Origin of the sequence: Bradyrhizobium sp. CCGUVB4N (genome assembly GCF_024199945.1) — a bacterium.
Classification (GTDB): Bacteria; Pseudomonadota; Alphaproteobacteria; order Rhizobiales; family Xanthobacteraceae; genus Bradyrhizobium.
This window is the reverse complement of sequence record NZ_JANADP010000001.1, coordinates 9,177,844-9,190,955: the sequence shown is the minus strand read 5'-3', so window position 1 is coordinate 9,190,955 and position 13,112 is coordinate 9,177,844. Positions and strand designations below refer to the sequence as shown.

The 13,112-nt window shown below is 64.6% G+C and carries 12 protein-coding genes and 1 tRNA gene; 2 read left to right on the top strand and 11 right to left on the bottom strand.

Annotated elements, in window-relative coordinates; all coding sequences use genetic code 11:
• Nucleotides 1-29 precede the first annotated feature (29 nt).
• Nucleotides 30-719, top strand: coding sequence for a DNA-3-methyladenine glycosylase I (locus NLM31_RS42795; RefSeq protein ID WP_254196103.1), 690 nt, complete (start codon nucleotides 30-32; stop codon nucleotides 717-719).
• Between the two features lie 223 nt (nucleotides 720-942).
• Complete coding sequence (locus NLM31_RS42790) at nucleotides 943-1,236, top strand: hypothetical protein (RefSeq protein WP_254196102.1); 294 nt, start codon at nucleotides 943-945, stop codon at nucleotides 1,234-1,236.
• A 51-nt stretch (nucleotides 1,237-1,287) separates the two neighbouring features.
• Here NLM31_RS42790 and NLM31_RS42785 read toward each other — a convergent pair whose 3' ends face one another.
• The 11 genes from NLM31_RS42785 to NLM31_RS42735 all read right to left on the bottom strand — a co-directional run bounded on the left by NLM31_RS42785 (nucleotide 1,288) and on the right by NLM31_RS42735 (nucleotide 12,979).
• Nucleotides 1,288-1,428 carry a ComC/BlpC family leader-containing pheromone/bacteriocin gene (locus NLM31_RS42785; RefSeq protein ID WP_254135148.1) on the bottom strand — a complete coding sequence of 47 codons (141 nt, stop codon included), beginning with the start codon at nucleotides 1,426-1,428 and terminating at the stop codon, nucleotides 1,288-1,290.
• A gap of 172 nt (nucleotides 1,429-1,600) precedes the next feature.
• Nucleotides 1,601-2,269, bottom strand: a complete 669-nt coding sequence (locus NLM31_RS42780) for a hypothetical protein (RefSeq protein WP_254196101.1) — start codon at nucleotides 2,267-2,269, stop codon at nucleotides 1,601-1,603.
• 352 nt (nucleotides 2,270-2,621) lie between these two features.
• Entirely contained in the window at nucleotides 2,622-3,524 is a 903-nt protein-coding gene (locus tag NLM31_RS42775) for a hypothetical protein (protein WP_254196100.1), read from the bottom strand.
• A 21-nt stretch (nucleotides 3,525-3,545) separates the two neighbouring features.
• A tRNA-Arg gene (locus tag NLM31_RS42770) sits at nucleotides 3,546-3,622 on the bottom strand.
• A gap of 67 nt (nucleotides 3,623-3,689) precedes the next feature.
• The gene (locus NLM31_RS42765) at nucleotides 3,690-4,757 is read right to left on the bottom strand and encodes a diguanylate cyclase (RefSeq protein WP_254135145.1); all 1,068 of its coding nucleotides are present in this window, start codon (nucleotides 4,755-4,757) and stop codon (nucleotides 3,690-3,692) included.
• Between the two features lies 1 nt (nucleotide 4,758).
• On the bottom strand, nucleotides 4,759-7,869 hold the full coding sequence (locus tag NLM31_RS42760) for an EAL domain-containing protein (RefSeq protein WP_254196099.1): 3,111 nt from the start codon (nucleotides 7,867-7,869) through the stop codon (nucleotides 4,759-4,761).
• A 184-nt stretch (nucleotides 7,870-8,053) separates the two neighbouring features.
• Nucleotides 8,054-9,139: a branched-chain amino acid ABC transporter permease gene (locus NLM31_RS42755; protein WP_254196098.1), complete on the bottom strand. Its 1,086-nt coding sequence runs from the start codon at nucleotides 9,137-9,139 to the stop codon at nucleotides 8,054-8,056.
• A complete protein-coding gene (locus tag NLM31_RS42750) occupies nucleotides 9,136-10,146 on the bottom strand; it encodes a branched-chain amino acid ABC transporter permease (RefSeq protein WP_254196097.1) in 1,011 nt (336 codons plus the stop codon). The genes NLM31_RS42755 and NLM31_RS42750 overlap by 4 nt, the downstream gene beginning before the upstream one ends.
• Nucleotides 10,143-10,865 carry an ABC transporter ATP-binding protein gene (locus NLM31_RS42745; RefSeq protein WP_254196096.1) on the bottom strand — a complete coding sequence of 241 codons (723 nt, stop codon included), beginning with the start codon at nucleotides 10,863-10,865 and terminating at the stop codon, nucleotides 10,143-10,145. The genes NLM31_RS42750 and NLM31_RS42745 overlap by 4 nt, the downstream gene beginning before the upstream one ends.
• On the bottom strand, nucleotides 10,862-11,638 hold the full coding sequence (locus tag NLM31_RS42740; protein WP_254196095.1) for an ABC transporter ATP-binding protein: 777 nt from the start codon (nucleotides 11,636-11,638) through the stop codon (nucleotides 10,862-10,864). The genes NLM31_RS42745 and NLM31_RS42740 overlap by 4 nt, the downstream gene beginning before the upstream one ends.
• Before the next feature lie 156 nt (nucleotides 11,639-11,794).
• Complete coding sequence (locus tag NLM31_RS42735; protein WP_254135139.1) at nucleotides 11,795-12,979, bottom strand: substrate-binding domain-containing protein; 1,185 nt, start codon at nucleotides 12,977-12,979, stop codon at nucleotides 11,795-11,797.
• Between the last annotated feature and the right edge of the window lie 133 nt (nucleotides 12,980-13,112).

The following is a 13,112-nucleotide window of genomic DNA, read 5'->3' as shown; positions in this document are numbered from 1 at the left end:
CGTGGCGCGCTTTCAACGCGGGTGTCCGCATGACCTCCTTCAAGACCATTCGTGCCCGCGCCGAGAAGCGCAAGGGCGGACCCAAGGCGCTCGACAGGCTGATGCCCGAGAAGCCCGACCTCAAGGGTCTGGCAAAACTCGGCGATGATCGCATCCTTGCCGAGATGACGAAGCGTGTGTTTTGCGCGGGCTTTGCCTGGAGCGTGATCGACACGAAATGGGACGGCTTTGAAGACGCCTTCCTGCGCTTCCAGCCGGCCAAGCTCAGCTTCCAGCCCGAAGATTACTGGGAAGCGCTGCTGCGCGATGCGCGGATCGTGCGCAACGGCGCCAAGATCATGTCGGTGCGCGACAATGCCACCTTCGTGCAGGAGATCGCGAAAGAGCACGGCAGCTTCGGCAAGTTTTTGGCGACGTGGCCGCCGTCCAACGAGATCGGCCTGCTCGATCTCCTCACCAAGCGCGGCAGCCGGCTCGGCGGCAACACCGGGCAGATGCTGCTGCGCTTCGTCGGTTGGGACGGGTTCGTCACCTCGAAGGACGTCGTCGCCTGCCTGCGCGATGCCGGCCTGGACATCGCCGAAGAGGTCAAGTCGAAGGGCGATCTCGCCAAGGTGCAGGCGCAGTTCAATGCCTGGGCCGAGGAGACCGGTCTGCCCTACACCTATCTGTCACGGATCTGCGCGCTCTCCGTCGGTGAGAACCGCAGCGAGCATTAGCGCTCATCGAAGAGATCGTGGACATCGTGTGGCGATCTCGTGCCGTCCGCGCGGCGTCTGCAACACGCGATCACGAAATTCATTTCGCCGGAACATTTGTGCGCAGCACCCGTTCGGGAGATTGAGCCAGGCGAACACAGGCGCAGGGAACACGCGCTTCGGCTAAACCCTGGTTCAAGTCATGAAACTCGCATGAAACTCGAATGACAGAACGGAGCAGCTCATGAAGCTCACATCCGAACAGGTGAAGCAGACCGTCAACCAGCTCGGTGCGCAGGTGCTGCCCGACGAACACCCCGCCATGGCCCAGCTCAACAGCATGTTCGGGGAGCACACCTTCTTCGTCGACGAGATGGGATTGAAAGTCCTCGAGCCGACGCCCTCGCTCGGCGCGGATCGCGAGACCGGCGAAGTCGTCAGCCTCGCCGACTGGAGCGATGCTGATCTGACGCGCTTGATGGCGCACGAACCCGAGCCGACCGGCGTGATCGTGGTCTTCGAGCATGTCAGGCACTGAGACCGCGAGGACGAGGGCCGCGTACGGCCCCCGTCCGGATCGCAGTTGGGATCAGGGGCGGTCGAGCGGACGGCGAAGGTCGCCGGGACCGCCGAACAGGCCACGGAAGAAATTGGCAACGCTGCCCCAGAAGCCGCCACCGGCGATCGTCTCGAGCTCCGTCTCCGTCAATTCGCGAGCCATGTTCTGCATGACAGTCTCCTCATTTCAGATCGCGCGGACTATTCCGCGCGATGCCAGGAGAATGTCGCGGACCGGCCCGTCCCGCCGTGACGCGGGACACAGAAGAGAACAGCCACCCTTCCAGTCACCCCTTGGGGAAGCCGAAGGGTGACTGGATTAGGCGTCTGCTGCGTCGCGGCTATCAGATCCGGTCGTTGAGCAGGACGCCGGACAGCGCGGGGTCGGAGGGATTGGACGTGCCGTTCGATCCCGTGCCGCTGTAGGTCGAATCCGCAAGCGAGGCCTTCAGCGTCTCCAGGAATTTTTCGAGCACCTCCGTCGTCGAATTGCCGCTGGAGGAGCTGTCTGTGCTGCTGGTCGACGTCGAACTGGTGGTCGAGTCCGTCGTGCTGGACGAGCTCGAATCCGTCAGCGAGCTCTTCAGCGCCTGAACGAATTGCTGCAGCAGGTCGACCACCGAACTGCCGCTGGACGCGCTGTCGGTGCCGCCGACCGGCGGCGGGCCAGGGGGCGGTCCGCCTGCTCCGCCCGGTCCATGCGAGAACGCAGATTTGAAGATGCCTTGCAGCTCGGTGGCCTGCTGGTCGGTGAGCTTGCCGGACGACACTTCCTGCTGGATCAGATCATCGATCTTCGATTTGATTCCGCCGGGGCCGCTGTCGCTGGATTGATCGCCTGTCCCGTCCGATTGCAGCGAGGAGTCGATATCGCTGAGCGCGGAGGACAGCGCCGACTGATCGGACGCACTGATCGTGCCGGAACTGACTTCCGATTGCAGCTCGTCCTGCAGCCGCTGCAATGGTGACGTGTGCTGGTGGTGATGGGTGGAGAGCGCCGAAATCGAGGTCATGGTTGCTTTCCGTGCTTTTGGTGGACTTGGGCCGATATCGCCGAAGTCACATCCAGTCCTGTGTTCGCAGTCCTGAGTTCACCTTGGCGGTTGGATTTGCCCGGTCGGGCGGTGGTAGGCACGGGAGCTGGCGCGGAGCCGTTGGAGCCGCGATCCGCCGGTTGCTCAATGTTGCCGTTGAGCAACTAGAAATATCCGGAAACAAAAATGCGGCAGGCGGCCATTCAGGCCGGAGGTTCGACGGTGATTGACGTATTCAGCCCGTCCGACCTGACGGTGGTCGCCTATACTGCAATCGCGGGCGCCTTGCGAAGCGGACGCTTTACCGCTCAAGAGCGCCCCAGCGGCGTCGTTACAGTTTTCCGTAGACCCGCCCGGCAACCGCTTTCAGGCGCTCGACCGAGCCGGACTCCGGATGCGGCTTGACCGGCGCGAACAGGACCGAAGCCTGCCTGCCGTTCTTCCAGACAAAGATGTTGACGGCGTTGCCGTTGCCCTTGGTGCACGAATACTCGCCGAACGCTTCACTGCCGAGCTCGGGTATCGCCACGTGTTTGCAGGGACCTGCGCGTTTCATCATGCTGATGACCGTGTCGCGCGAGATCGCAATCACCGCGACGGTCATGGTGTTGGCCTCGCGATCGAACATCATGCAGCTGCCCGCGCCGGTCCGCTGGACCGTCAGCGTGCTCTTGTCGAGAAAGCCGTCGGCATCCGCGGCCGTGAGCCATTCGCAATTGCCGAACCGCTCGCTGGTCTTGCCCGCATTGCCGATGGCAACGCGCGCGGCTGCGGTGATCGGTCCGAGCAGCGTGTTGTCGGCACGCCGGCCGATCGGATAGACGCTGATCTGCAGAATGTAGTCGCCGGACAAGGCGACGACCGAGGCCTCCTGGCGCTGCGCGTCGGCAGCGCTGGCTCCGCCCTGGCCTTCTTCACCGATCCCGGACACGGCGTTCAGCGGCATGCGCTCGCCAAGCGTCTTGACGAAGGTCGCGTACAATTCGTTGGCGCGGTCCTTGTCGGGATTGCTGAATACGGTCAGCATCATCGTGTCGCCGCGCCCCGCCTGGTAGATGCAGCCGCGGCCGTCCTGATTTGAAATCAGAGACCATTTGAGCGCCGGCATCGCGGCGGCGAGCTCCTGCGCGCTGATGAACGGGCAGGTTTCGGCAGCGCGTGCGGCAGGCACCGGGACGGCTGCGATGGCAAGGAATAGAACGAGGCAGGAGACCAGACGATCGAAAACACGCATCGGATAGCCGGCCATCGCTAGTGGCGCACCCGACACGATTCGAACGTGTGACCTTTGCCTTCGGAGGGCAACGCTCTATCCAGCTGAGCTACGGGTGCAGCGAGGGATCATGTAGCCGATTGGCGAGAAGTGAGCAACCGGTCTCGCCGCGGCAATATCAGCGCTTTAGGCCGATTTGCGCGGGGCCAGGCCAGGAACCGGACCGCTGACCGGTACATTGTCCCAGCCGAGGCCTGCGAATTCGGCCAGGATCCGTTCGGAGCAGACGACACGGTTGCGGCCGAGCCGCTTGGCGGCATAGAGCGCCTGGTCGGCCGCGCCCAGCAGCCGGTCGGGGGCTCCGTCGGCCTCGCCGGGGATGTGGCTGGCGACGCCGACACTGAGGGTGACGTGGTTGCCGGCCCCGTGGGCGCCATGGGCAATCCGCAACGCCATGACGGCGCCGCGGATCTCTTCGGCGATCACGCAGGCATCATCGCAATTCAGGTCGGGCAGGATCAGCGCGAATTCCTCGCCGCCATAGCGGCTGGCGAGGTCGAGCGGGCGCACGGCGTGGCGGCTGACGACGCGCGCGACCTCGCGCAGGCATTCGTCGCCGGACTGATGGCCGTGCTCGTCGTTGAACAGCTTGAAATGATCGACGTCGACGAACAGCAGCGCCAGCGGCTTCTGCGTCCGCTGCGCGCGCGCCCATTCGGTCATCAGCATCTGGTCGAAGGAGCGGCGGTTCGACAGTCCGGTCAGGCCGTCCTTGGTGGCGAGCTCCTTCAGCGCCATCTCGGCGCGCTTCTGGTCAGTGAGGTCGCGCAGCGTCTCCACCACCGCGATCAGATTGCCGGCCTCGTCATGGATGGGACCTGCGTCGATCGCGAGATAGAGCTGGCTGCCGAGCTTCGGCATCACGCACCAGTTCTCCGCGCTGAAGCCGAGCCCGTTGTGGCCGCGCGCAGCGTACTCCGAATAGAACTCAGGCAGCTGTTCGGGTCGGTCCTGCGCAACGAGATCGGCAAGGCAAGGGCGCTTGGTCTCGTAGAAGGCCTGCCAGTGTTTCGTCGTGCCGATCACCTCGGCCGCGGCAACGCCGGTCAGCCGCTCGCAGGCGCGGTTCCAGATCACGACGCGGCGCTTCGGGTCGATCACGAAGGTCGGCACCACCAGGTGCTGCATCAGCCGCACCGCGTAGGAATCCGCCACGTCCACGGTCTTGGCTGGAGGCGTGATGAGCTTTGCCATCTCAGGCCACCGCCGCCACAGGCATGGCGTCGCCCGGGCCGAACATCCCGCGCACGTCCGCCGCCGGCTTCGGCTTGCTGAACAGATAGCCCTGCATCTCCGTGCAGCCGAGCGCGCGCAGCATCTCGCGCTGGGCCTCGGTCTCGACGCCTTCGGCGACCGTCGTCATTTTGCTGGCGGAGGCGATGTTCACCACCGCCTGCACGATCACCGGCGATCCGCCGGAATCGGCGATATCGGCGACGAAGCAGCGGTCGATCTTGATCTTGTCGAACGGGAAGCGCTTCAGATAGCTCAGCGAGGAATACCCGGTGCCGAAATCGTCGAGCGCGATGCGCACGCCGATCGAGCGAAGCTGGTGCAGGATCGAAAGAGCCGCTTCGTCATCGCGAATCAGCACGGCCTCGGTGATCTCGAGCTCGAGCCGCCGCGGCTCCAGGCCGGAGGCGGCCAGGGCACCAGCGATCCGCAGCGCCAGCGTGTCGCATTTGAGCTGCACCGGCGAGACGTTGACGGCGACGCGCACATGGGCGGGCCAGGTCGCAGCCTCGTTGCAGGCCGTGCGCAGCACCCAGTCGCCGATCTCGTTGATCAGGCCGGTGTCCTCGGCGATCGGAATGAATTCTGCCGGCGAGACCATGCCGCGCTCCGGATGGCGCCAGCGCAGCAGTGCCTCGCAGCCGGAGACTTCGCCCGAGTGCAGATTGACCAGCGGCTGGTAGTGAATCTCGAAGCCGCCGTCGATCAGCGCCTGGCGCAGATCCTGCTCCAGGGTGAGGCGGGCCTTGGCGCTCGCATCCATCGCCGGAACGAAGAAGCGGTAGGTGCGCCGCCCTTCCGCCTTGGCGCCGTACATCGCGAGGTCGGCGTTCTTGATCAGCTGGTCGAGATCGGCGCCGTCCTGCGGCGCCATCGCGATGCCGATGCTGGCGTCGGTGGAGAGCTGGTGACCGAGGCAGTGATAGGGGCGGCGGATCGCTTCATGGAGCCGCGTGACGAAGGCGAGCACGTCGGCGGACGATTCGATTCCGGTCTGGATCACGGCAAACTCGTCACCGCCGAGCCGCGCGATCAGATCGCCCGGCTTGAGGCAGGTGCGGATGCGGCCGGCGATCGCCTTCAACAGCTCGTCGCCGACATGGTGGCCGAGCGAATCGTTGATGCCCTTGAACTCGTCGACGTCGATATAGAGCAGCGCGAACTGCGCGCCGTCCGCGACCTTCCCCAGCTCGCGCTCGATCTGCTCGCGAAACAGCGTGCGGTTCGGCAGGTCGGTCAGCGCATCGTAATGCGCCATATGCGCGATCTTCTCATCGGCGCGCCGCCGCTCGGTCACGTCATCGACGACATTGATGAGGTAGCGCGGCTCGCCGGACTTGTCGCGGATGCCGATCCGGGTCGAGGTGATGTAGCGCAATCCCATGGTCTGGCTCGGCCAGGCATGCTCGTCCTTGGACAATCCATCGATTGTCTGCAGCGCCTTGCTGTCGTCGTCGGTGACGACCCTGGCGGTGTCGACCGGGTAGATGTCGAAGGGGGTCTTGCCGACGATGGCTTCGCGCGATTGGCCGAATTGTTCTGCGGCGGTGCTGTTGATCAGCAGATACTGCCGCGTCCGGGCATCCTTCACCGTGATCTGCGACGGGATGTGGTCGATGATCTCGCGGAGGAACGTGTAGTTGCGGTCGCGCTCCTGCTCGAGATTGAGCCGCTCGGTGATCTCCTCGATCGTGGCGACCCATCCGCCCTGCGCGAGCGGCGTGTTGATGACCTGGAAGGCACGGCCGTTGGGTAATTGATGCAGTTTGGTGGCGACCTGGCCTTCGGCGACGCCTCGCATGACCTCGGCGCAAAACGCTTCGACGTCGCCGCTGAACGCGTTGCGCTCCTTGCGATGGTACATCGCCTCGTGGATGTGACAGCCGGGCTTGATGACGTCGTGGGAGAGGCCGAACATGTCGGCATAGCGGCGATTGCAGGTGACGATGTAACCGTCGGCGTCGTAGAGGATCAACCCCTGCGACATGTTGTTGAGGGCGGTGTCGAGCCGCAGTCGCTCCGCCTCCAGCCGTTGCTGGGCCTCGCGGTTCTGCCGGTTGATCTGCCGGATGATCATGAACAGGATCAGCGCGATCACGGTCGCCGAGAGCGTTGCGGTGGTGACCATGAAGCCGGTTTGCTGCCGCCAGTCGGCGAGCGCTGCCGACATGGTGTTGGTCGCCACGATGACCAGCGGGAAATGAGTCAGCGGGACGGCTGAACCCAAACGGTCCTCGCCGTCGACCGGGCTCTTGACCCGAAGTGTCTGATGGCCGCCCCTGGCCAGCACCTGTCGCATCAGCGGAGCATTTTTGTAGTTGGTCCCGATCATCTCCTCGACATGCGGGTAGCGGGCCAGCATCGTGCCCTCGCGGTCGAACAGCGTGATGGCGGCGCCGTCGGCCAGAGCGACCGAGGCGAAATAACGCTGATAGCTGTCGGGATCGATCCGCCGCACCATCGCTCCGACGAAAGTGCCGTCCGGCAGGGTCAGCCGCCGCGCCACGATCGTGGTCCATTTGCCGATCAGGTAGCTGCGCACGGATTCCAGCAGCACCGGCTCCGACATGGGATTCGATTTGAAGGTCTGGAAATAGGTTCGCGAGGAGACATTGATCTTGGGCAGCGGCTGGGCCCGCGACCAGTTGATGATCTCGCCGTCGGCATCGTAGATCGCGATGTCGCCGAGATAGGACACCGCGCTGATCTTGCCTCGCAGCATCCGGCGGGCTTCGGGCCCCGACATGCGCTCGCGGAACATCTGCGGCGATGTGATGTCCGGCAAGTGCATCTGCCCGATCAGATCGGCGGCGACGACATCGGAATCTTCAAACTGCTGATCGAAGTGCCGTGCGATCAGCTGCACGGTGTTTTCCAGCTCGCGCTCGCGGTTGACGAGCGTCTTCTCGCGAAATTCGCCAACCGCCATCGCGGTCACTGCGAAAATGCCGGCGACCAGCAACGCGCCCGAGAGTGTCAGCCACAGCACGGGGCCGCGCCGCATGGCAGCGTCCCAGCCGCCCTTTGCGGCCAGGAACATTGCAGCTGCCATCTGTCGAAAAACCTGGCGCATCCCACTCCCCTGGAGGAGCAGAAATACTACGGACAGATGGCGCAATGCTTAGGAAAGCCGGTTACCCATGGCTTAAACCGGTTGCGGAATACTACGGATATCCACTCCCGCGGGAACCGTGTTGTGTCACGCCACGGTTGTGCGTCGGCTGCACGACGCGCTGCGCTGCATCGTTAATCGAAGCTTAATGCGAGGCGCCCGCGCTCTTGTCGCCTCCGCCATGGCGCAGCCGCCCAACAACGCCGGTCGGGAAGAAATAGACGCTGGCAATGAACAGAAGCCCGAGCCAGAGCAGCCAGCGGTCGGGATGGAGCAATCCCGGCAGCAGTGGCAGCCCGGCCTCCGACGCTGCCTTCGAGGCGACGCCCATCAGCGATTGCAGATAGTTCTGGGCGAGGATGAAGATGGTGGCGCCGATGATCGCGCCGTAGATCGTGCCCATGCCGCCGATCACCACCATCAGGAGAATGTCCAGCATGATGGAGAAGCTCAGCGAGGTGTCCGGGCCGGCATAGCGGAGCCATAGCGCGTTCAGGATGCCGGCGCTGGCGGCAACCAGGGCCGCAAGGCAGTTGGCGTAGGTGAGGTGGAAGACGGTGCGGAAGCCGAGCGCCTCGGCGCGAAAACGGTTCTCGCGGATCGCCTGCAGCACGCGGCCGAACGGCGAGTTCACCACGCGCAGCAGCGCGAGGATCATCAGCGCCGAGATGGCGAACACCAGATAGAAGGTGAGGATGCGGCCGTTGATCTCGAAGCCGAACAGGTTTTTCGAGATCAGCACCGTGCCGGGGCGCAATAGCTCGGGCAGCTGGAAGCTGCGCCCGTCCTCGCCGCCGGTGAGCCAGGACAGTTGCGAGGCCAGTACCTGGAAGGCGGAGGCGACGGCGAGCGTGATCATGGCAAAGAAGATCGCGGCGACCCGCAGCGAGAACAGGCCGATGGCCAGCGCCAACAGCGCGGCGAGCGGCAGGCCGACGACGACGCCGGTGGCGACCGCGGCCCAGTTCGGACCCATGCCATAGAGCGCGATCGCGATGGCGTAACTGCCGATGCCGTAGAACATGGTGTGGGCGAACGACACCGAGCCGGTATAGCCGAGTAGTAGATCGTAGGAGGCGACCAGCGCGGCAAAGACGCAGATCTTGGCCGCGACGTTCAGCGCTTTCGCGCCGGGGAACAGGAACGGCGTCGCCGCCAGCGCCAGGATGATGACGACGAGAACGAGCGTGAGCACGCGGCTCCGCGGTGGATCGCCCGACAGGATCATCATCGGCTGGTCACCGCATAGAGGCCGCGCGGCCGCCACATCAGAATGGCGACCATCAGCAGGATGTTGGAGACGAGAGCGAGTTTCGGCACCAGGAAGCCGCCGTAATTGGCAACCATCGCCACCAGGATCGCGCCGATGAAGCAGCCGCCGATCGAGCCAAGGCCGCCGATGATGACGACGACGAAAATCAGGACGGTGAGCTCGTCGCTCATCGAAGCGTGGACCTGCTCGCGATAGAGCGCCCACATCACGCCGCCGAGGCCGGCGAGCGCCGAGCCCGTCATGAACACGCCGAGGAACAGGCGGCGGATGCGATAGCCGAGCGCTTCGACCATCTCGCGGTTCTCGACGCCGGCGCGGATCAGAAGGCCGAGCTTGGTGCGGTTGAGCACGAGCTGGATCGCGATGAAAACGGCAAGCCCGATCAGCGTCGCCAGCACGCGGTATTTGGCGATCGCAACGTCGCCGAGGATGAAGGAGCCGCGCAGCGAAGTCGGTAGCGGCATCGGGATGATCTGCGGCCCCCACAGCGCATAGAGCGTCTGCTCTGCGACGATCAAGCCGCCCGTCGTCATCAGGATCTGCTTCAGGTGCTGGCCGTACACGGGAAGGATCAGCACGCGCTCGACGACCAGGCCGAGCGCGCCGGAGACCGCCATCGACAGCAGTGCCGCTGGCGCCAGCACCGCGAGGTTCACCCACAGCGAATCCGCCTGCACGGAGGCGGCGAACGGTGCGAACACCAGCGTCGCAATGTAGGCGCCGACCGCGATGAAGGCGCCGTGGCCGAAATTCAATACGTCCATCAGGCCGAACACCAGCGTCAACCCCGAGGCCATGATGAAGATCATCATGCCCATGGCGAGACTTGCCGCGGTCAACGTCAGCCAGGTTGAGGGCGAGCCGATCAGCGGAATCACGAGAAGCGCGAGCGCGATCGGCAGCAGGATCGGCGCGATGTCGCGCTTCGGCTTGGGTAGCGGATCGGTGGCGGCGAGGTCAGTCACTGATGTGCCTCCAGGCTCAGGCCGAGCAGCCGCTCTTGCAATGGTACGTCGGAGGCCAAGGCCGCCATCTCGCCGCGGTGGACGATGGTGCCGTTGTCCATCACCAGCACATTGTCGCCGAGCTCGCGGGCGGCAAAGAAATTCTGCTCGACCAGCAGGATCGTCGCGCCCTTGCGCTTGATCTCCTTCAGGCACTCGATCAGCGCCATGACGATGGCGGGCGCCAGCCCCTTGGTCGGCTCGTCGATCAACAACAGCTTGCGCGGCTCGATGATCGCGCGCGCGATCGACAGCATCTGCTTCTGCCCGCCCGAGAGGCTGCCCGCCCGTGACAGCCAGAACCGGCGCAGCGCCGGAAAGAAGCCGAAGATCCGTTCCAGCTGCCTGTCGTCCATCGGCGCGTCGCGGGCGGCGAGGACGAGATTCTCCTTCACCGTGAGATCGGCGAACACCGCCATGCTCTCCGGCACATAGCCGACGCCGAGACGGGCAATGTTGGGCGTGGCGCGGCTTTCGATACGCTCACCGCTGAGGCTGATCTCGCCGGAGGAGGCCTGCCACAGACCCATGATGGTGCGCAGCGTCGTGGTCTTGCCGGCGCCGTTGCGGCCGAGCAGCATCGTGACTTGTCCTTGCGGCACCGTGAGATCGATGCCCTGCAGGATGTGGTAGCGGCCGATATGGGTGTGCACGCCGGAGAGTTTGAGGAGGTCGGTCATGCTGCGCCCTCTGACGCTTTCTTGGGTGACACGCCGAGATAGGCTTCCTGCACGATCGGCGAGGCGATCACTTCGGCCGGCGGCCCGTCGGCGACCAGCTGGCCGTTATGCAACACGATGATGCGGTCGGCGAGCGAGCGCACCACGTCCATCTTGTGCTCGACGAGCAGGATGATCTTGCTCTTGTCCTGCTTGAGCTGCGCGATCAGGTTCAGCACGACCGGCACCTCGTCGATGCTCATGCCGGCGGTCGGCTCGTCGAACATGAACACTTTCGGCTCGAGCGCGATCATCAGCGCGACCTCGAGCTTGCGCTGGTCGCCGTGCGACAGCACCGTCGCGGCGACGCCGCGGCGGTTGCCGAGCGCGACCTGGTCGAGAATGGCATCGGCGCGCGCGATCAGGTCGCGGCGGACCATCCAGGGCCGCAGCATGTCGTAATGGGTGCCCGAGGCGGCCTGCACCGCGAGGCGGACGTTCTCTTCGACCGTCAGGTTCGGGAAGAGATTGGTGAGCTGGAACGCGCGCCCGAGACCCGCGCGGGTCCGCAGTGGCGCGGAGTGGCCCGTGATGTCGGTGCCGTCGAACAGGATGTGGCCAGCGGAGGCGCGGAGCTGGCCCGAGATCAGGTTGAAGTAGGTGGTCTTGCCGGCGCCGTTCGGTCCGACGATCGCGGTGAGCTCGCCGGGGCGGAACGTGCAGGTGACGTTGTTGACTGCGACATGGCCGCCGAAGCGGATGGTGAGATCGCGGGTCTCGAGGGTCAGCGTCATTCTTGCAAGCCGGGTTGGTCTCTCGGTTCACCTCTCCCCGGAGGGGAGAGGTCGATTTGCGCAGCAAATCGGGTGAGGGGGCTCAGGTCCCACGAGAGGACGAAACCCCTCACCCGCGCCTTCGGCGCGACCTCTCCCTATGGGAGAGGTGGCAACTCAGCGCTTGTTCTTGACCGGAACGTCCATGTCCTCGATCTTCAGCTCGCGCACCGGCTCGAGCACAGCCCAGGCCACGTTCGGATCGACCTTGACCTTGAAGTGATACATGCTCTGCAGCGCCTGATGGTCTTCTTTCCGGAACACCATCTTGCCCTTCGGCGTGTCGAACTCCAGGCCTTCCATCGCCGTGATCAGCTTCTCGGTATCGGTCGACTTCGCCTTGGTGACGGCGGCGACGACGGACATCGCAGCCGCAAAGCCGCCCGCGGTGAAGAAGTCCGGCGGCGCGTTGAAGCGCTTCTGGTGCTCGGCGACGAGCCAGTCGTTCACCGGGTTCTTCGGGATGTCGTAGTAGTAATAGGTCGCGCCTTCCATGCCCGGCATGCCCTTATAGGCCGCGAGCGCCGGCAGGATGTTGCCGCCGGTCGAGAGCTCGATGCCGTAGCGCTTCGGGTCCATGTCCTGAAGCTTGGACGGCGGGTTGCCAGCGCCGGCCCAGATCATCCAGATGATCTTGCGGCCCGGCTTGTCCTTCAGCGCGTCGAACAGCCGCTGCCCGATGGCAGTGAAGTCGGTCGTGTTGGCGGGGGCATATTCCTCGGCCGCGAGTGTCGCGCCGGTCTTGGCGAGCGCATCCCGGAAAGCGGCGACGCCGTCGCGGCCGAAGGCGTTGTCCTGCGCCAGCGTCGCGACGGTGACGCCCTGCTTGCCGATCGCAACCGCGTTCGAGATCGCGTCCTGCGACGAGTTGCGCGCCGTGCGGAAGATGTAGCGATTCCACTTCTCGCCGGTAATCTGGTCCGCGACCGCGGGCTCGACGATCAGAATCTTCTTGTTCTCCTCGGCGACGGGGAGAATGGCGAGCGCCGCTGCCGACGAGGTCGTGCCGATCGCGATGTCGGCCTTGTCGTCCTGATAGGCTTCGGCGAGCGCGGCCTTCGACAGGTCCGGCTTGCCCTGGTCGTCCTTGGTGATGATGACGATCTTGCGACCGTCGAGCATCATCGTGCCCTTGGTGGCGTATTCAAAGCCCATCTGCAGGCCGGTCTCGGTCTGCTTGGCATAGGCTTCCAACGGACCGGTCTTGCCGTAGATCAGCGCGACCTTGAGGTCATCGGCTCGCGCGGAGCTGCTCGCGGCCAAGCCCATGATGGCTGCTGTGAGAATGAGCGATCGACGCACGGTGGGTCCTCCCTGAATGAACTGCCTTGGTCACAGCGATTTGCACACATGTGCAGACATTGCAATTCCACCTTCCGGCGGAGCTTGCATGAGGTGCATGTGACAGTCTGTTGACGTGCGCGTGGTGCAGACG